Origin of the sequence: Qipengyuania aquimaris (assembly GCF_020171965.1) — a bacterium.
GTDB classification, from domain to species: domain Bacteria; phylum Pseudomonadota; class Alphaproteobacteria; order Sphingomonadales; family Sphingomonadaceae; genus Qipengyuania; species Qipengyuania aquimaris_A.
The window spans coordinates 364,351-382,751 of record NZ_JAIUZK010000001.1 but is presented as its reverse complement, the minus strand read 5'-3'; the positions used below and the strand labels follow the sequence as shown (position 1 = coordinate 382,751).

Annotated in this window: 19 protein-coding genes and 1 tRNA gene; 15 read left to right on the top strand and 5 right to left on the bottom strand. The window is 61.4% G+C overall.

The window, feature by feature from the left end; translation table 11 throughout:
- Nucleotides 1-15: 15 nt before the first annotated feature.
- The 4 genes from LCM24_RS01890 to LCM24_RS01875 all read left to right on the top strand — a co-directional run bounded on the left by LCM24_RS01890 (nt 16) and on the right by LCM24_RS01875 (nt 5,218).
- A complete protein-coding gene (locus tag LCM24_RS01890) occupies nt 16-1,836 on the top strand; it encodes a DNA polymerase III subunit gamma/tau (RefSeq protein WP_224802512.1) in 1,821 nt (606 codons plus the stop codon).
- On the top strand, nt 1,833-2,171 hold the full coding sequence (locus LCM24_RS01885) for a YbaB/EbfC family nucleoid-associated protein (protein ID WP_090481338.1): 339 nt from the start codon (nt 1,833-1,835) through the stop codon (nt 2,169-2,171). The genes LCM24_RS01890 and LCM24_RS01885 overlap by 4 nt, the downstream gene beginning before the upstream one ends.
- Before the next feature lie 132 nt (nt 2,172-2,303).
- Nucleotides 2,304-4,700, top strand: coding sequence for an endopeptidase La (gene lon / locus LCM24_RS01880; protein WP_224802511.1), 2,397 nt, complete (start codon nt 2,304-2,306; stop codon nt 4,698-4,700).
- 245 nt (nt 4,701-4,945) lie between these two features.
- Nucleotides 4,946-5,218 carry an HU family DNA-binding protein gene (locus LCM24_RS01875; protein WP_090481341.1) on the top strand — a complete coding sequence of 91 codons (273 nt, stop codon included), beginning with the start codon at nt 4,946-4,948 and terminating at the stop codon, nt 5,216-5,218.
- 115 nt (nt 5,219-5,333) lie between these two features.
- On the opposite strand, the gene LCM24_RS01870 is transcribed toward LCM24_RS01875, so the two are convergent.
- The gene (locus LCM24_RS01870) at nt 5,334-6,194 is read right to left on the bottom strand and encodes a hypothetical protein (RefSeq protein ID WP_224802510.1); all 861 of its coding nucleotides are present in this window, start codon (nt 6,192-6,194) and stop codon (nt 5,334-5,336) included.
- 30 nt (nt 6,195-6,224) lie between these two features.
- Nucleotides 6,225-7,016, bottom strand: coding sequence for a 23S rRNA (guanosine(2251)-2'-O)-methyltransferase RlmB (gene rlmB, locus LCM24_RS01865; protein WP_224803441.1), 792 nt, complete (start codon nt 7,014-7,016; stop codon nt 6,225-6,227).
- 152 nt (nt 7,017-7,168) lie between these two features.
- Here rlmB and LCM24_RS01860 point away from each other — a divergent pair.
- Nucleotides 7,169-7,254: transfer RNA gene (locus tag LCM24_RS01860), tRNA-Tyr, on the top strand.
- 41 nt (nt 7,255-7,295) lie between these two features.
- On the opposite strand, the gene LCM24_RS01855 is transcribed toward LCM24_RS01860, so the two are convergent.
- Nucleotides 7,296-8,183, bottom strand: a complete 888-nt coding sequence (locus LCM24_RS01855; RefSeq protein ID WP_224802509.1) for a hypothetical protein — start codon at nt 8,181-8,183, stop codon at nt 7,296-7,298.
- A gap of 197 nt (nt 8,184-8,380) precedes the next feature.
- On the opposite strand from LCM24_RS01855, the gene LCM24_RS01850 reads away from it, so the two are divergent.
- The 3 genes from LCM24_RS01850 to LCM24_RS01840 all read left to right on the top strand — a co-directional run bounded on the left by LCM24_RS01850 (nt 8,381) and on the right by LCM24_RS01840 (nt 11,153).
- Nucleotides 8,381-9,523: a beta-ketoacyl-ACP synthase III gene (locus tag LCM24_RS01850; protein ID WP_224802508.1), complete on the top strand. Its 1,143-nt coding sequence runs from the start codon at nt 8,381-8,383 to the stop codon at nt 9,521-9,523.
- Nucleotides 9,524-9,564: 41 nt separating this feature from the next.
- A complete protein-coding gene (locus LCM24_RS01845) occupies nt 9,565-10,314 on the top strand; it encodes a phosphatidylserine decarboxylase (protein WP_224802507.1) in 750 nt (249 codons plus the stop codon).
- Between the two features lie 86 nt (nt 10,315-10,400).
- Nucleotides 10,401-11,153: a CDP-alcohol phosphatidyltransferase family protein gene (locus tag LCM24_RS01840; protein WP_090481641.1), complete on the top strand. Its 753-nt coding sequence runs from the start codon at nt 10,401-10,403 to the stop codon at nt 11,151-11,153.
- Here the strand turns inward: LCM24_RS01840 and LCM24_RS01835 are convergent.
- A complete protein-coding gene (locus LCM24_RS01835) occupies nt 11,122-11,361 on the bottom strand; it encodes a hypothetical protein (RefSeq protein ID WP_160595236.1) in 240 nt (79 codons plus the stop codon). The two genes, LCM24_RS01840 and LCM24_RS01835, sit on opposite strands and share 32 nt — an antisense overlap.
- Nucleotides 11,362-11,714: 353 nt before the next feature.
- On the opposite strand from LCM24_RS01835, the gene rpsB reads away from it, so the two are divergent.
- Both rpsB and tsf read left to right on the top strand, forming a co-directional pair.
- Nucleotides 11,715-12,464: a 30S ribosomal protein S2 gene (rpsB, locus tag LCM24_RS01830; RefSeq protein ID WP_090481644.1), complete on the top strand. Its 750-nt coding sequence runs from the start codon at nt 11,715-11,717 to the stop codon at nt 12,462-12,464.
- 116 nt (nt 12,465-12,580) lie between these two features.
- Nucleotides 12,581-13,507 (top strand): translation elongation factor Ts, encoded by a 927-nt coding sequence (gene tsf / locus LCM24_RS01825; protein WP_224802506.1) that lies wholly within the window; start codon nt 12,581-12,583, stop codon nt 13,505-13,507.
- Nucleotides 13,508-13,583: 76 nt separating this feature from the next.
- Here tsf and LCM24_RS01820 read toward each other — a convergent pair whose 3' ends face one another.
- Nucleotides 13,584-14,318, bottom strand: a complete 735-nt coding sequence (locus LCM24_RS01820) for a hypothetical protein (RefSeq protein ID WP_224802505.1) — start codon at nt 14,316-14,318, stop codon at nt 13,584-13,586.
- Between the two features lie 186 nt (nt 14,319-14,504).
- Between LCM24_RS01820 and pyrH the strand changes: the two genes are divergently transcribed.
- The 5 genes from pyrH to dxr are packed head-to-tail and all read left to right on the top strand — an operon-like array spanning nt 14,505 to nt 18,382.
- Nucleotides 14,505-15,230, top strand: coding sequence for a UMP kinase (gene pyrH, locus LCM24_RS01815; protein WP_224802504.1), 726 nt, complete (start codon nt 14,505-14,507; stop codon nt 15,228-15,230).
- 29 nt (nt 15,231-15,259) lie between these two features.
- On the top strand, nt 15,260-15,817 hold the full coding sequence (gene frr / locus LCM24_RS01810; RefSeq protein ID WP_224802503.1) for a ribosome recycling factor: 558 nt from the start codon (nt 15,260-15,262) through the stop codon (nt 15,815-15,817).
- A 36-nt stretch (nt 15,818-15,853) separates the two neighbouring features.
- Complete coding sequence (gene uppS / locus LCM24_RS01805; RefSeq protein WP_224802502.1) at nt 15,854-16,540, top strand: polyprenyl diphosphate synthase; 687 nt, start codon at nt 15,854-15,856, stop codon at nt 16,538-16,540.
- Between the two features lie 55 nt (nt 16,541-16,595).
- Nucleotides 16,596-17,228, top strand: coding sequence for a phosphatidate cytidylyltransferase (locus LCM24_RS01800; protein WP_224802501.1), 633 nt, complete (start codon nt 16,596-16,598; stop codon nt 17,226-17,228).
- Nucleotides 17,225-18,382 (top strand): 1-deoxy-D-xylulose-5-phosphate reductoisomerase, encoded by a 1,158-nt coding sequence (dxr, locus tag LCM24_RS01795; protein WP_224802500.1) that lies wholly within the window; start codon nt 17,225-17,227, stop codon nt 18,380-18,382. Before LCM24_RS01800 ends, dxr begins: the two co-directional genes overlap by 4 nt.
- The last annotated feature ends 19 nt before the right edge of the window (nt 18,383-18,401 follow it).

The following is an 18,401-nucleotide window of genomic DNA, read 5'->3' as shown; positions in this document are numbered from 1 at the left end:
CCTACCTAATCCTGCATGGGTGATTCACCGGACAACACTGACGGTCTTCCGTGGGAAGCCGAGGCTGAAAAAGCGGACGCGCCGAGCGCAGCCGAACTCGAGGCTGCTGGCCAGAATTCGATGTTCGGGGACGCTCCCGAACCTGCCCCGGCTCCTGAACAGCCCTCGGTTACCCAGGTCGAAGCGGCACCGGCTCCTGCCGTCGCTGCGCCGGAAGCCGCGCAGCCTTACCGTGTGCTCGCACGCAAATACCGTCCGCAGACCTTTGCCGAACTGATCGGCCAGGATGCGATGGTCAGGACGCTGGCCAACGCCATCGCCCGCGACCGGCTGGCCCACGCCTTCCTGATGACCGGCGTGCGCGGGGTGGGCAAGACCTCGACTGCGCGCCTGATCGCCAAGGCCCTCAATTGTGTCGGCCCGGATGGCGAGGGTGGACCGACGATAAGCCCCTGCGGCGTCTGCGAACCTTGCACTGCGATTGCCGAAGGTCGGCATATCGACGTGATCGAAATGGACGCCGCCAGTCATACCGGCGTCGACGACGTTCGCGAGATCATCGAAGCGGTACGCTATGCCGCCGTTTCTGCGCGCTACAAGATCTACATCATCGACGAAGTTCACATGCTGTCGCGCAATGCGTTCAACGCCTTGCTCAAGACGCTGGAAGAACCGCCGGCGCATGTGAAATTCCTCTTCGCCACGACCGAGGTGGACAAGCTGCCGGTCACGGTCCTCAGCCGCACGCAGCGTTTCGACTTGCGCCGTATCCCGGTCGAATTGCTCGAATCGCACTTTGCGGAAATCTGCCGCAAGGAAGGGGTCGAGGCCGAGGACGAGGCGCTGCACATCATCGCCAACGCTGCCGAAGGATCGGTGCGTGACGGCCTGTCCATCCTCGACCAGGCGATTGCCCATGCCGACATGGAAACGGGCGGAAAGGTTTCTGCTGAACGCGTTCGCGACATGCTTGGCCTTGCCGATCGTGGAGCGCAGCGACGCTTGTTTGCCCACCTGCTGGACGGCGATTCCAAGGCTGCACTGAAGGCCGTCGACGATCAGTATGCACTGGGTGTCGAGCCATTGTCGCTGATGCGCGCGCTTATGGATCTTACGCACCGGATCGCGCTGGCACAGGTGGCCGGGGAGGCCGACGCCCCGACTGCCGAAGAGCGCGAGCAACTGGACGACTGGGCGAAGCGGCTCGAAGTCGGTCAGGTCCATCGCCTCTGGCAGCTGTTGCTCAAGGGGCATGACGAGGTGCGGCAGGCACCCGATCCACTCGTGTCCGCCCGAATGGCTCTGTTGCGCGTGCTTCACGCGTCGAACTTGCCCGATCCCGGGAAGCTGGCGAAAAAGCTGGAAGAACTGGCCGAACGCGGCCCGGCACCTGCCGCCGCTACTCAAGACACCGGCGGCGCTAGAGCCCCGTCCGCTTCGCTCGACTGGGAAACGCTCGTCGACAAGGTCGACAATGCCGGTCATTTGCAGGCCGCCAGCATTATGCGCCTGCAGGTACGCCCGATCCTGGTGGAGCAGGGCAGGTTGGTCTATCATCGCTCCGACAAGTTCAGCGATGCCATCGAACCGGTGCTGAAGGATGCTCTCTATGCGATCAGCGGTGAACGCTGGACGTTGGAAAGCGGCGATCCGGCGAAGGCCCGTCCATCGCTGGTTGAAATCGAGAAAGCGGAGCGCGAGGAGGCCAAGGCCAAGCTACGCGAACATCCGCTGGTGAAGGCCACATTTGCGGCATTTCCCGATGCCGAACTTATCGAAGACGGCGCCGAGCTCCCCCCGCAACGGCGCGAAATACCCTGGAGTCGAAACGCATGAAATCGATGGAAGAAATGATCGCCGCAGCCCAGAAGGCCGCCGAGACGATCCAGACGCAAATGGGCGAGGCGCAGGCCAAGCTCGACACGATCGAAGTCGAAGGTACCGCCGGCGGCGGCCTCGTGAAGGTCCGCGCCTCCGCGCGTGGCCGCATTATCGGTGTCGAGATCGACGACAGCCTGATGAAGCCGGAAGAGAAGCAGATGGTCGAAGACCTCGTGGCCGCCGCCTTCAACGACGCGCGCGACAAGGCAGACCGCAAGTCGGCTGAGGAAATGCAGAAGATCCAGGGCGGTATGGGACTTCCGCCGGGCTTCAATCTCCCCGGAATGTAAGCCGGGCGCGGCGAGCATCGCCCAATCCCCAAGATGTTGCGCCCTCCACGTTGCGAAGCGTGGGGGGCGCACCCATATTCAGGGTCAAGGACGGTCCCACCAACCTCACGGACCGCAAACGGACGCATGAATATGACTGAGAGTTTCCCCCTTCTTCCCCTGCGCGACATCGTCGTCTTTCCCGGCATGGTCGTTCCGCTGTTCGTGGGCCGCGACAAATCGGTCGCCGCGCTCGAAGTAGCGATGGAAGGATCGAAGGACATCTTCCTCCTCTCGCAGCTCGATCCGGGCTGTGACGACCCCGAGGGCAGCGACCTTTACGACCTCGGTGTCGTGGCGCAGGTCCTCCAGCTGCTGAAACTGCCTGACGGCACCGTGCGCGTGCTGGTCGAAGGCCAGGAACGCGCCAAGCTCGAGGCGCTTCGTCCTGAGGGCGAGCATGTCGTCGCCGATGTCTCGATTATCGAGGAGCCGACCGCTGCAGGCAGCGAAGTTACGGCCATGATGCGCCAGGTCGTCGACCAGTTCGGCGAATACGCCAAACTCAACAAGAAAGTCGGCGAAGACGCTGCCGAACAGCTTCGCGAAATCGACGATGCTGGCGAACTGGCGGATACGATTGCCGCGGCGATCAATGCCAAGGTGTCGGACAAGCAATCGCTGCTGATCGAACCCGATCCGCTCAAGCGGCTGGAAATGGTCATGTCCTTCATGGAAGGCGAACTGTCCGTCCTTCAGGTGGAACGCCGCATCCGTGGCCGCGTGAAGCGCCAGATGGAGAAGACCCAGCGCGAATATTATCTCAACGAGCAGCTCAAGGCGATCCAGAACGAGCTGGGCGGTGACGACGAAGACGGCGGCAACGAGATTGCCGAACTGACCGAGAAGATCGGCAAGACCAAGCTGTCGAAGGAAGCCAGGGCCAAGGCCGAGGCCGAGCTAAAGAAGCTCAAGGCCATGCAGCCGATGAGCGCCGAGGCGACCGTCATTCGCAATTATCTCGACGTCCTGCTCGGCCTCCCGTGGGGCAAGAAGAGCAAGGTCAAGAAGGACATCGGCAAGGCGCAGGAAATTCTGGATGCGGATCACTATGGCCTTGAGAAGGTCAAGGACCGGATCATCGAATACCTTGCCGTGCAGGCACGCACCAACAAGCTGAAAGGCCCGATTCTTTGCCTCGTCGGCCCTCCCGGCGTCGGCAAGACCAGCCTCGGCAAGTCGATCGCGAAAGCGACCGGCCGCGAATTCGTGCGCCAGTCACTTGGCGGCGTGCGCGACGAGGCGGAAATCCGCGGTCACCGGCGGACGTACATCGGCTCCTTGCCGGGCAAGATCGTCACCAACCTCAAGAAGGCCGGCAAGAGCAACCCGCTCTTCCTGCTCGACGAGATCGACAAGCTCGGACAGGATTTCCGCGGCGATCCCGCCTCGGCCCTGCTCGAAGTGCTGGACCCCGAACAGAACAACAAGTTCCAGGACCATTACCTCGAACTCGATCTCGACCTTTCGGACATCATGTTCGTGACCACCGCGAACAGCCTCAACCTGCCGCAGCCGCTGCTCGATCGCATGGAGATCATCCGGCTGGAAGGCTATACCGAGGACGAGAAGGTCGAAATCGCATCGCGCCACCTCTTGCCAAAGCAGGTGAAGGACCATGGCCTGAAGCCCGAAGAATTCGAGCTGACCGAAGAGGCGCTGCGCGATCTCATCCGCTATTACACCCGCGAGGCTGGTGTGCGTACGCTTGAGCGTGAGCTGGCGAGGCTGGCACGCAAGAGCCTGCGCAAGATCCTCGAGGGGAAAGCGACCGAAATCACGATCACGCCGGAAAACCTCAGCGAATTCGCAGGCGTGCGCAAGTTCAAGCACGGCATGAGCGAAGACGAACCCCAGGTGGGCGCCGTCACCGGTCTCGCATGGACCGAGGTGGGCGGCGAATTGCTGACCATCGAAAGCGTGACGACGCCGGGTAAGGGCGAGATCAAGACCACCGGTAAGCTGGGCGAAGTGATGAACGAAAGCGTCGCCGCCGCCTTCAGCTTCGTGAAGGCGCGGGCACCTGCCTATGGCATCAAACCGAGCATCTTCCAGCGTAAGAACATCCACATCCACCTTCCCGAAGGCGCCGTGCCCAAGGACGGGCCGAGTGCGGGTGTCGGCATGGTGACGTCGATCGTATCTACCTTGTCGGGCGTTCCGGTGCGTGCGGACGTTGCGATGACCGGTGAGGTGACGTTGCGCGGCCGGGTGCTGGCGATCGGCGGCCTCAAGGAAAAGCTGCTCGCTGCATTGCGCGGCGGCATCAAGAAGGTGCTGATCCCGGAAGAGAACGTAAAGGATCTCGCCGAGATTCCCGACAACGTGAAAGAAGGGCTGGAGATCGTCGCGGTCAGCCACGTCGACGAAGTGCTTGAACATGCTCTCACGGCGATCCCGGCGCCGATCGAATGGACCGAGGCTGACGACCTTGCCAGCCAGCCTGTCCATCCGGGCGCTGCAGGCCCCGCGGCCCCTACGGCACACTAACAAAAGATACGTTGCACTGCAGCGAATCGTGAAGGCGCCCGGACCTCGGTTCGGGCGTCTTTCCCGTTGTGGGACACCTCCAGTCAACGGTTCGTCGCAGAAATCGAATTCGTAGCGCGAAATCGACGCTTTTTCGCGGATTTTGCCTTTGACAGCGCGACCAAAAGCCTCTCAATTCGCTCGCCTTCGGTGACGTGATTCACCGGCATTATTTCAAAACACCAAATGAGGGGGTTTCCATCAAAATGAACAAGAACGACCTGATCAGCGCGGTTGCCGATTCGAGCGGCCTTTCGAAGAGCGACGCAGCAGGCGCCGTCGAAGGCGTTTTCGACGCGATCACCAAATCGCTCTCGAACGGTGACGAAGTCCGCCTGGTCGGCTTCGGCACGTTCTCGGTCGCCAAGCGCAAGGCATCGACCGGTCGCAACCCCCGCACCGGCGAACCGATGACGATCAAGGCTTCCAACCAGCCGAAGTTCAAGGCCGGCAAGGGTCTCAAGGACGCGGTTAACTAAGACCGCTCCGTCACTGCGCCGTACTCGTGCGGCTGGCAGTCATGGAAAAGAAAACGCCGCAGCCCGCTTGATGCGTGGCTGCGGCGTTTTTCTTTGGCCTTGAGCCCCCGCGGGCTCAGTCGAAGGCGATGAGCGCGGTCGGCGCCTGTTCGGTGCGCTGGTTAATCTCCCAGGCCAGCGTCTGGCCGCGAGCGGTCTCGACGGGACCTTCGTCGGTATTGTTGGCAAGGATGCGTCCATCGGTGACAATGGTGAAGGTGCCGTTCGGCATGAGGATGTTCGGCATCTCGCCGTCCTCGCCATCCTCGTTCGACTGGCCGAGCGTGGCCAGCCCCATAATCCCTGTCATCATGCCCTGCATCGGATTGCCGCCGCCCTGCGACGCAAAGCCCGGCGCATCGACCCGCACCTGATTGCCGTCACGCAGCATCATGGTGACGAACATGTTCGCCATGGGCATCTTCTCAACCATCGGAAAGGCGAAGTCGTGGGTCATGCGGCCAGATACGCTGAAGTCGACGTCGAAAATGCCATCGCCCTTGTATTCGACCGCTTCCCAACCGCGCTGCCGTGACAGCTGGTCGGCAAGCTTCTGCGCTGCTTCGGGATCGGAAGGGTCGAAGCCGCCGAGCATTTGTTTCGCCTGCTCCGCCTTGCGTTCGGCCTCAGCGCGGCGCTCGCTCGCCCCGGCCTGCCATTCGGCGCGCTGCTCGCTCACCTCGTCCAGCGTGCACTCGCGTGTTTCGTAATTATCATCATCCCAGCATTCCGCCTCGAACTTATCTTCGGACTTGGCGCCCATCTCGGCGAGCTTGCTCAGCGCCAGCATCTGGATTTCGCCGTCGTAGCTGTATGCGAAGGTGCCGTCCTTCATCAGCTGCATTTCGCTGGCGAAAGTGCCTGGCGACAACAGGCAGCCGCTCAGTGCTAGCGAGCTGGCCGCTAAAAGAGCGGCTGTGCGAATCGGTTTAGTCATGAAATTCCCCCGGTCGAGTTCGTCGGTTCGTCAGTTGCGCGTTGCTACGGCATACAATGCCACAGCAGCTGCATTGGAAACGTTAAGGCTTTCGATTTCCGAAGAGATCGGCAGTTTGGCGAGAGCATCGCAGTGGCCTTCGATATTTTGCCGCATCCCTTCGCCCTCGGCCCCAAGCACGATCGCAACCGGCCCGGCGGGCAGGGCCTCTGCCAGGGTGGCCTCCGCGTGGCCGGTCAGGCCAATACGCCAGTATCCGGCCTCGGCGATCTCATCGAGCGCACGGGCCAGGTTTACGACCCTGATCCACGGCAGCGTTTCCAGCGCGCCGGATGCGGTCTTGCCGATGACGCCGCCTTCGGGCGGGGCATGGCGGTCCTGGGTTACAATCGCCGATGCGCCAAATGCCTTGGCGGAGCGCATGATGGCGCCCACATTGTGCGGATCGGTTACCTGGTCGAGCAGGACGATCGGCCGGGCGGGATCGCCGTCGAGCACTTCGTCGAGAAATTTGTCTTCCAGCGCGGCACATTCGAGAACCAGCCCTTGGTGCGGCGCATCCTTTGCGACAAGCCGGGCCAAATCCTGTACATCGGCAAACTCTACCGGAAAGTCCGGCGGCAATTCCCCGTCGAGCGATTCGATCCCCTCGCGTGTTGCCCACAGCTTGCGGTGGACGCGGTCGGGATTTTTCAATGCGGCCTCGACTGCGTGGCGGCCCCACAGGCGGACGTGACCGGCACTGGCCCTGCCACTTCCTCGACCACCCTTCATGCGGCCGGCACGACCTCTCAATGCGCGTTTGCGTTCGCCCTTTGCCATCTTTTCCATCCTGTATTTCGGCTTGGGCTGCGCTCCTGCCAGTGAGGGCATTGACAGGCAAGCGTCGCTTCGCCAAAGGGGCGCCTCTCGGCAGGGGACCCCAAGGGGTTTCCGGCGTTATATCTCTGAGAAGAGAACAGGCGAGCCCGTGTGGACAGGTGGCCGAGTGGTTAAAGGCAGCAGACTGTAAATCTGCCCGCGCAAGCGTACGCTGGTTCGAATCCAGCCCTGTCCACCACCGGCTCCCCGCCAATCATCAGCGCCAGGCCAACAATCCCGTCAAGCAACGCCGATTTGCTTGTCTGCCTTGCGCGACGCGAAGTATCTCACGAGATATCCTATGAGGAAGGCTGGGCCTGCGAGGAGAAGGGGGAGGGCCATCAAAACCCAAAAGAGATTATCCTCGCGTGCGAAGAGCGAGATCGCGCCCAGCACGCCGATGAACCAAAGGATCGGCAGGACGTCCCGACGAGCATAAACCGCCCATCCCGCGAACGAGGCTGTAATCCAGGGCCATCCAATCCAGGGTGCGACGGTCAGCATGCTCAATGTGACGGCGTCGGAAACGAAGCCGGAAGGCCCTCTCATCGCATCCCAACCTTGCGAATCCACACCCGGCGGTTGCAGGCTCACCTGCCATGCGTGGAAGGAGTAGAAGGCGATCACTGCGACTATTGCTGCGAGCGTAAAAGCCCGCTGCGGTTTGAAAATCAGCAGAAGCATCAGAATGGGAAAGGCGAGTTCTCGGATAATTGCCGCCAACGTCATTATCGCCAGCCGCAAAAACCATTTGTCATCGCCAACTGCCAAGCCGAGACAAATCAGTGCGCTAGCCCAATTTTCGTGGACGTAAATGGAACTGCCGCCAATCGACAGATTGATGCCCAGCGCGAGTAGTGTCACAAAAACAGCGCGTTCTGCTAATGACAGTCCCTTCAATCTGATAAACCATGCGATTACGGCGGCATTGAAGATCGCAAGGAGGGCCAGATAAGCAATTTGGTGGCCAACCAGTGCAATAAAATGCGCTAGAACGGGCGACCTGACAGTAACGAAAGGGTGCGTGGGAAAATCGTTTTCGCGGTGGAGGCGGTTCGAGGTCTCATAATATGAGCTGCCATTCGCAACCTCATCCACAACCGCGCGATATAATTCGATGTCGTTCATTCCGGCCATCGCAGGATGAGCCGAAACGAAAGCGATGATTATTAAAAGTGCGCGGACCAAATATTTCCCCCTTCCCCTCCGATTGCATCGAAAAGCCACCCGTGATTGCTATACAGGTCTAGCGATGTCGCCAAGCGATCTCTTTGCCCGCCGCTACTCTCTTGCGAGCCAGCTTGGCCGCGCCTAGGCACGCGGGCATGACTCAGCATATCCAGATGACCGGTCGACCCGTCATTTCCTCGACCGGATTGTTCACCCCCGCCGAAAGCATCACCAACGAAGAGCTGGTCGCCAGCTTCAACGAGTATGTGCGCCGCCACAACGAAGCGAACGCCGACGCGATCGCCTCGGGTGAAATGGAGCCGTTGACCGAAAGTTCGGTCGAATTCATCGAAAAGGCCAGCGGCATCAAGGCGCGCCATGTGATGGCGAAAGAGCCGGTTCTCGATCCCGATGTGATGGCGCCGCGCTGGCCTCAGCGTTCCAACGACGAATTGTCTATCCTCGCTGAAATCGGCGTCAAGGCGGCTCGCGACGCGCTCGAGCGGGCAGGGCGCAAGCCCGAGGATGTCGACGCGGTTCTTTGCGCAGCCTCGAATATGGAACGGCCCTATCCGGCAATGGCGATCGAGATCCAGCAGGCGCTGGGCATCGACGGGTTCGGCTTCGATATGAATGTCGCGTGTTCTTCGGCGACCTTCGGCATCCAGACCGCTGCCGATTACATTCGCGCCGGAAACGCCAAGAGCGTGCTCGTCGTCAGCCCGGAAATCACCAGCGGCCACCTCAACTGGCGCGATCGCGACAGCCACTTCATCTTCGGCGATGTCGCCACGGCTGTGCTGGTCGAAGATGCAGCCATCGCTCCTGCGCAGCACTGGGATATCCTGGGCACCAAGCTGAAAACGGTGTTCTCGAACAACATTCGCAACAATTTCGGCTTCCTCAACCGCGCCTACCCCGAAGATGCAGGCGGGCCGGACAAATTGTTCGTCCAGGAAGGCCGCAAGGTCTTTAAGGAAGTCGTGCCGATGGTCGCGCAAATGATCGTCGACGAAGCAGGGCGGCTTGATATCGATCCGACAGCGCTGCGCCGCCTGTGGCTGCACCAGGCGAATACGGGAATGAATCGCCTTATTGCGCATCGGGTCCTCGGCCACGAAGCGAACGAGGACGAAAGCCCAACCGTGCTCGACACCTATGGCAATACGTCCAGTGCCGGCTCGATCATCGCCTTCCACCTTCACAGCGAAGACCTGAAAGAGGGCGATACGGGCCTGATCTGCAGCTTCGGCGCAGGGTACTCTGCCGGCACCGTTTTCGTGCGCAAGGCAGGGTAGGCGGGTTGTGAGCGGCGCGATCAGCGCCTAGGCCCACGCACATGGCAGGTGATCTACTCGACAGCCAGGGTCGCGGCGAAGCCCAATGGGGGCTGCCCGCGATCCATCCGGAGGGCCGTAAATTCGGCATCGCAGCGCTCGGCATCTCCTTGCTGTTCGCCCTCTTCGCGTGGGAGACGCTGGCATGGCCGATGGCTTTCCTGTCGCTGGGCGTGTTCGCGTTTTTCCGCGATCCCGAAAGGGTCGTCCCGCAGGACCAGAATGCGATTGTCTCACCAGCGGACGGTCGCATCGTGCAGATCACCGAGGTCAATCCGCCGCGCGAACTGGTGGTCGATGACGGTCACGGTCTTCCCTGCCTAAGCGACGAGCCGACAATCCGCGTTTCCATCTTCATGTCGGTTTTCGACGTCCACATTAACCGGACACCGATTGCTGGCATGGTCCAGCGGCTGGTCTATGTTCCCGGCCAGTTCCTGAATGCAGAACTCGACAAGGCGAGCGACGAGAACGAGCGGCAGCACATCCTGGTAGAGCGGAGCGACGGTGTCTGCGTGGGGTTCACGCAGATTGCCGGTCTGGTCGCGCGCCGCATCGTGCCCTTCGTGAAACCGGGGGACACACTGGGCGTTGGTCAGAGAGTGGGGCTCATACGGTTCGGCAGCCGCGTCGACGTTTACCTTCCCAAGGGAACATCGTCGCGCGTCATGCTCGGGCAAAGGGTCGTCGCCGGGGAAACCGTCCTCGCCGAGATCGGTTCGCAGCGCCTGCTTGAAGGAGTGTCGCATTGAGCCAGCCCGAAGAAGCCGATCCCCATCGCCAGTACGAAGAGCGTGCTCGACTGGGTCCGAAGGCCGCCGAGGATGAGAAGCCCGTAATGGGGAAGTCACGCGGACTTTCGCTAAGGGCCATGGCACCCAACGCAATCACGGCAGCCGCACTCTGTTCGGGGCTGACCGGGATCCGTTTCGCAATTTCCGAGCAGTGGGCGGCTGCAGCAATCGCGATCATCGTGGCCGGCCTGCTGGATGGAATGGACGGGCGAATCGCACGCGCTCTCAATGCCCAGTCACGCTTCGGCGCAGAGCTCGACAGCCTCGCGGATTCGCTCAGCTTCGGCACCGCACCGGCGATCATCATCTATCTATGGTCCCTGTCGGCAGAGCCGCGCCTAGGCTGGTTCGCAGCTCTCGCGCTGGCAATCTGTTGCGCCTTGCGCCTGGCGCGATTCAATGCCCAGATCGACATGCAGGAGCAACCGCATAAGTCGCTCGGGTTCCTGACAGGGGTTCCGGCGCCGATGGGGGCAGGCCTTGCCTTCCTGCCGTTTTTCATCTGGTCAGCGACCGACCTCGACATATTCCGGGCTCCGATCGTGGTCGGTCCGTGGCTCCTGGCCGTGGCGGTGCTGATGATTTCGAGCATGGCGACGCCCAGCTGGACTTCATTGAGGCCGCGACGGGGGATCAGGCTGTGGGTCTTGGCCTTTGTCGGCCTGCTATTCGCGGCCCTGCTCGTGGAGCCGTGGTGGACGCTCAGTGCTATCGGTGTCGGCTATCTCTTGCTGCTGCCATACACGTTGATGCGGTATTCCCGGATCAGGCGGCGCAGCGCACCGACTGGCGCGTAGCAGGGCGGGCGCGACCCGGACGGGTAAATCCGCCATGGGTGATCGCCGGACGCATTCCACTTTCGCAAAACTCGACTTCGGTCGGCAGCTTTAGGCGGTGCCGCAGCTGACCGAAAGCGGACCACCAGCGCAGTCCGCTATCGGCGAGCACTGCCAGCGCGGCGATTGCAGCGATGGCGAAAACAGCAGTGAGGAACAGTGCGAACATCCGATTATCTCCTCCCCGTGCCCTGTCGATAAACCTGTTGACAGACCGGGTAATTCTACGGGAAAACCCCTAATCCCCGCCGGGAGTTCCGGCGATGAGAACAATGTTCCTGGTTTGTTCTCGCCTGTCAAGCGCTTTTCGCGCCAGGATTCCCGTTTTTTGCGATGAATCGAGTCTGGCTTTCGCCGGAAAACCCCGCTAAAGGCGCGCCGTTCGCTTGAGATTCGGCCAATTCGGGCTGCTTGAAAAGGCGGACAAATCCACATGGAAGGCGCTCATACCGGTGCCCGGCGCGGGACATACCGCACCACGGGTTCCAGCCTTCCAGAGGTACAACCGGAAAGGAAATGACCATGGCGGCTCCTACCGTCACCATGCAGCAACTGATCGAGGCCGGCGCACACTTCGGCCACCAGACCCACCGTTGGAACCCGCGCATGAAGCCGTATATCTTCGGCGCGCGCAACGGCATCCACATCATCGACCTGTCGCAGTCCGTGCCGCTTTTCGCGCGCGCTCTCGACTTCATCAACCAGACCGCACGTTCGGGCGGCAAGGTCCTGTTCGTCGGCACGAAGCGCCAGGCTCAGGACCCGATCCGCGAAGCCGCGCTTGCCGCAGGCCAGCACTACGTCAACCACCGTTGGCTGGGCGGAATGCTCACCAACTGGAAGACCATCAGCGAGCGTATCAAGTACCTCAAGACCCTCGACGAGCGTCTTGCAGGTGACAATGCCGGTCTGACCAAGAAGGAAGTCCTCGACCTGACGCGCAAGCGCGACAAGCTCGAACTTTCGCTCGGCGGTATCCGCAACATGGGTGGCATTCCGGACGTGATGTTCGTGATCGACGCCAACATGGAAGACCTGGCCATCAAGGAAGCCAACGTGCTTGGTATTCCGGTCGTCGCCGTGCTCGACACCAACGTCGACCCGAGCGGTATCGCATTCCCGATCCCGGGCAATGACGACGCTGCCCGCGCCATCAAGCTCTATTGCGATGCCGTTGGCGACGCAGCCCGTTCGGGCAAGGGCGAAGGCGTGACCGATTCCGGTGCCGACGTCGGCGCCATGGAAAATCCGCCGGAAGAAGCCGCGGCTTAACCGGTTTCGTGCGGCGGGAGCGCCATGCTCCCGTCACACAAGCGAACTATGCGCCGGGCCGCTGACCACAGCAGGCCCGGTGCCTACGCATTAAAGACACCAAGAAGGAAAATCTCATGGCTGCATTCACTGCCGCTGACGTGAAAGCCCTGCGCGAGAAGACCGGCGCGGGCATGATGGACGCCAAGAAGGCGCTCGAAGCTGCAAACGGCGACATCGAAGCCGCTGTCGACGCTCTGCGCGCCAAGGGCCTCGCCACTGCACAGAAGAAGTCGAGCCGTACGGCTGCCGAAGGCCTCGTCGGCATCGCCGTCGAAGGCACGAAGGGCGTTGCCGTCGAAGTGAACTCGGAAACGGACTTCGTTGCGAAGAACGACCAGTTCCAGGACTTCGTGCGCAAGACCACCGAAGTTGCCCTTGGCACCGACGGTGACGATGTCGAAGCGCTCAAGAACGCTGCCTACCCGACCGGCGGAACGGTTGCTGAAAAGCTGACCAACAATGTCGCCACCATCGGTGAAAACCAGCAGATCCGCCGCATGAAGACCGTTTCGGTCTCCAACGGCGTTATCGTGCCCTACATGCACAATGCTGTCGCTCCCGACCTCGGCAAGATCGGCGTCCTCGTTGCGCTGGAAAGCGAAGGCGACAAGGCCAAGCTGGAAGAACTCGGCAAGAAGCTCGGCATGCACATTGCTGCCGCTTTCCCGCAGGCGCTGACCGCCGACGGCCTCGACGCAGAAGTGATCGAGCGCGAGCGTGCCATCGCCAAGGAAAAGGCTGCCGAAAGCGGCAAGCCCGAAAACGTCCAGGAAAAGATGGTCGAAGGCGCGGTCAACAAGTACGCCAAGGAAAACGCGCTCCTCAGCCAGATCTACGTGATCGACAACAAGACGCCGATCGCGCAGGTCGTCGAACAGGCTGGCAAGGACGTCGGCGCCAAGGTTGAACTGGTGGACTACGTCCGCTTCCAGCTCGGCGAAGGCATCGAAAAAGAAGAAACCGACTTCGCAGCCGAAGTGGCTGCTGCTGTCGGCGGCTAAGCGCTTCCTTCCCGAAGGCTAACAAGCGGCCGCCGGACCTCACGGTTCGGCGGCCGTTTTGTTTTTTCAGAGCTGATCAGCCGAACCAGCGCCGCCTGTTTTCCGAAAGTCGCAATTTGTAGGCGGTGGCGAAGATAACCAGCAGGCCAGCTGCGATCGTCGCGTAGGCTATCGACGGTGAGGCTTGTCCCCCTGCCGAGTAAATTGCGAACAGCGCCCACAGGAACACCAGCGCGTAGACCGGGTTTCCGCGACCTCGCCAGATGGCAAGGGAGGCGATCATCCCCCCGATCGCCACGATTGCCGCCCCGACTGCTGCTTCGGGCCAGGATCCGCCCACGCCGTAGGTTTGCAGGGCGGCGGAAACATTCACGATAGTAGCTGCGGTTAGCCAGGCGGCAAGAGCGCTGAGCGGAAGCATCACTATCCAGCGTTCCGCGACCGTGAATTCCCGGTCCAGGCGCACGAAGGTCCGGTAAATGACCAGCAGGCAAGAAAGCACACTTGCGATAATCAGGACGGACAGAGCGTCCAGCCTGTTCAATTGGGTGTAGAGCGCCCACAGGCCGTTGCCAAAAAAGGCTGCTGCCGCATACCAACCGATCTTCCCAAGCAAGGCGTTCGTTTTCTGGGACGGCAGTGCCTGGTAGATGGCGAACACGACCGAGCCGAAGTACAGCGGACCCCAAATGGCGAACGCCCAGCCAGCGGGCGTGATCAAGGTGCGTTCCGCATCGGAACGGCTTCCTATCGGCTCTCCCACGCCAAGGCTGGGCAGGAAGGTAGAGCCGATCTGAAGGGCAACGGCCACGATGATCGCAATTCGCTGCCAGGCGCTACGTTGCGATACAGGATTTTGTGATCGAATGGTCATCAACCGGTAACGGCAGGTCGGCGGGAGCGTTCCTTGACAGTCTTCCGGGGCTCGCCTTTCCCTTTGCGAGTCCGGCGCATCATGGCTAAGGACCCCCAAACCCCATAATCGAGAATATCCCGCATGACCCTCCCCAAGATGAACCGCGTCCTTCTGAAGCTTTCGGGCGAGGTGTTGATGGGGGACCAGCAGTTCGGGATCGATCCTGCCTTCGTGCTGGAGCTTGCCAAGGAAGTGAAGGCAGCCAAGGATACCGGCCTTGATATCTGCCTCGTCATCGGCGGCGGCAATATCTTCCGCGGCATGGCAGGTGCTGCGCAGGGCATGGACCGGGCGCAGGCCGACTACATGGGCATGCTGGCGACCGTGATGAATGCGCTCGCGATGCAGAGCGCGCTTGAACAGCTGGGCGTGCAGACCCGTGTGCAGAGCGCGGTGCAGATGGATCAGGTCTGTGAACCGGTCATCCGGCGCCGCGCAGAGCGCCATCTCGAAAAAGGTCGTATCGTGATCTTCGCCGCCGGCGTGGGCGCACCCTATTTCACTACCGATAGCGGTGCGGCACTACGCGCTGCAGAAATGAATTGCGACGCATTGCTCAAGGGCACGAGCGTCGATGGCATTTACGACAGCGATCCCAAGAAGAACCCCGACGCGACGCGTTACGAAACCGTGAGTTACGGCAAGGTTCTGGCAGATGATCTGAAGGTCATGGATGCCAGCGCAGTAGCGCTCTGTCGCGACAACGACATCCCGATCGTGGTCTTCTCGATCCGCGAGAAGGGCAATGTCGCCAAGGTCCTGTCGGGCAACGGCGTACAGACCGTCGTCACCGACCATACCGCATAAAAGAAACGAAGAGAGACGAGGAAGCCATCATGGCCAAATACGACAAAGCCGATATCGAACGCCGCATGCAGGGCGCTATCGACAGCCTGAAGGGCGATCTTTCGGGCCTGCGGACCGGCCGCGCGAACACGAGCCTTCTCGATCCTGTCGTGGTCGAAGTCTATGGCTCGATGATGCCGCTTAATCAGGTCGCGACCGTGTCCGCCCCGGAACCGCGCATGCTGAGCGTGCAGGTGTGGGACAAGGCGAACGTCACCGCGGTCGAGAAGGGAATTGCCAAGGCAAACCTCGGCCTCAATCCGATGATCGACGGGCAGAACGTTCGCCTGCCGATGCCCGACCTTACCGAAGAACGCCGCAAGGACCTCGCCAAGCTCGCGGGCCAGTATGCAGAGCAGTCCAAGATCGCTATCCGCAATGTTCGCCGCGACGGCATGGAAGCGCTCAAGGAAGACGAGAAGAAAAAGGAAATTTCCGAGGACGAGCGCAAGCGCTTCGAGGATGAGGTCCAGAAGCTGACCGACAAGTATGTGGGCGAAGCCGACAAGGCGGCCCAGGCCAAGGAAAAGGAAATCATGACGCAGTGAAGGCCGCAAGGTCCGCTGCCTCTCGGATGAGAACCTATGGCTGACAGCCACGACAAGATCGCGCGCCATGTCGCCATCATCATGGACGGCAACGGGCGTTGGGCGAAGCGCAAGCACCTGCCGCGGGTCATGGGCCACCGCAAAGGCGTCGAGGCCGTGCGCGAGCTCGTGCGCAGCCTCAAGAATACCGAAATCGAATGCCTGACGCTCTACGCCTTCAGCAGCGAGAACTGGAAGCGGCCCGAGGAAGAGGTCGACGACCTCATGAACCTGATGCGCAGGTTCATCAAATCGGACCTACCTGAGTTCATCGCGAATGACGTAAGGCTGAAGATTGTCGGCGACTGGCAGGCACTTGCACCCGACATCGTAGAAATGCTCGAGGATGCGCTCGACAAAACTGCGCACGGTTCACGGACCTTGGCGGTTGCACTAAACTACGGTGCCCACGCAGAAATTGCCCGGGCCGCGCGCAAGGCTGCCGAGGCAGGCGAAATCGATGAAGAGAGCATCGCCGCCAATCTCTTTACAGCAGACTTGCCGCCTCTCGACCTGCTGATCCGCACCAGCGGAGAGGTGCGTCTATCCAATTTTCTCTTGTGGCAGGCGGCCTATGCGGAAATGCTGTTCACGGATGTGTTATGGCCCGACTTCACTCCTGCGCACTTGATGGAGGCGCTGGACCAGTTTGCGGGACGGGAGAGACGATTTGGTGGACGGTGATCCAAAACCGAAGAAAAATGCGGACCTGCCAAAACGTCTGATTTCGGCTGCCGTCATGGTCGCCATCGCTGTTGCAGCATTGGTTGCCGGGGACCCATGGCTCGACTGGTTTATCGCGGCGGTGGTGCTCGCTACCTTCGTCGAGTTCATCCTGCTTGTCGTGAAGGCCACGACCAATGTGCCTTACCGGCTGGCTGCCATACTGGCTGGCGCGCTTTACATCGGGCTGGCCGGATTCGTCCTTACGCGGATGCCGCCCGGCCTCGTGGTCGGCATTGTCGGGACGGTAATCGCAATCGATACATTCGCGTACTTCTTCGGCCGTACGATCGGCGGGCCGAAGATCGCGCCTTCGATCAGTCCGTCGAAAACATGGGCCGGGCTGCTCGGCGGCGTCGTCGGAGCAAGCCTCTGGCTGGCCCTGTTCATCTATTTCTCGGCGCGCCAGATTAGCGGGCCTACCACAATGGGCTTCGACATGAACGAGCTAGGCACCATCGCCTTGATGGGACTCGCACTCGCGGTCGCTGCCCAGGCAGGCGATTTCCTTGAAAGCTGGCTCAAGCGCAAAGCCGGGGTCAAGGACAGCTCGCGCCTCATTCCGGGCCACGGCGGGGTTTTCGACCGGACAGACGGCATCATTCCCGTGGTGCTCATCGCCGGGTTCGTCCTCGGTTCCGCAGCATGACCAGGTCGATTTCGGTTCTCGGCGCTACCGGTTCGGTCGGCGCGTCGACTCTCGATCTCATCCGTCGCAATCGCGACGATTGGCGCGTCGTCGCTCTCACTGCCCATTCCAATGTCGCAGAGCTGGCGAAGCTGGCCCGGGAATTCGGTGCGGACATCGCGGTGATTGCGCAGGATAACCTTCTCGGCGCGCTGCAAGATGCACTGGCCGGTTCGGGGATCGAGGCTGCAGCGGGAAGAGCGGCCCTGTGCGAAGCTTCGGCGCGCCCGGCGGATATCGTGATGGCGGCAATCGTCGGCTGCGCGGGATTGGGTCCCGTGATGGCGGCCATCGAGCAGGGCACCACGGTCGCCTTGGCCAATAAGGAAGCGCTCGTTTCGGCAGGCGAGGTGATGACGGCCGCGGTCGAGAAACACGGCGCGACGCTGCTTCCCGTCGACAGCGAACACAATGCCATTTTCCAGTGCCTCCAGGGCGGCAAGCTGGCGGAGGTGCGCACCATCACCCTGACCGCCAGCGGCGGTCCGCTTCGCACATGGACCAACGCCCAGCTGGATGAAGCCACGCCCGCTCAGGCAATCGCTCACCCCAACTGGGACATGGGTGCCAAGATCAGTGTCGACAGCGCCACGATGTTCAACAAGGGCCTTGAACTGATCGAGGCGCATCACCTGTTCCCCGTCGGCCTCGACAAGATCAGGATCGTCGTACACCCGCAGAGTGTCATCCATTCGATGGTCGAATACCGCGATGGGTCGACGCTTGCGCAGCTTGGCCCGTCCGACATGCGCGTGCCGATTGCCTCGTGCCTCGCTTACCCTGCGCGCATGGACACGCCGATGGACGCTCTCGATCTTGCCGCCATCGGCGAACTTACCTTCCATGCGCCCGATGAAGAGCGCTTCCCCGCGACGCGCTTGGCGAGGGAGGCTGCCCAGGCGGGCGGCGCAGCGCCTGGCACTCTCAATGCGGCGAACGAAGTTGCGGTCGCTGCGTTTCTCGCAGGTAACATCCCGTTCAGCCGTATTGCGCTAATGGTGGAGCGCGTTCTTTCGGAAACAGAGCTTCCGCCTGCGCCGCAGACCCTCGAAGAGGTGCAGCGCGTTGACGAGGACGCGAGACGGCGCGCAAGCGCAATGCTGGAGACTTGCTGAGTTGGACGGTTCGATACCT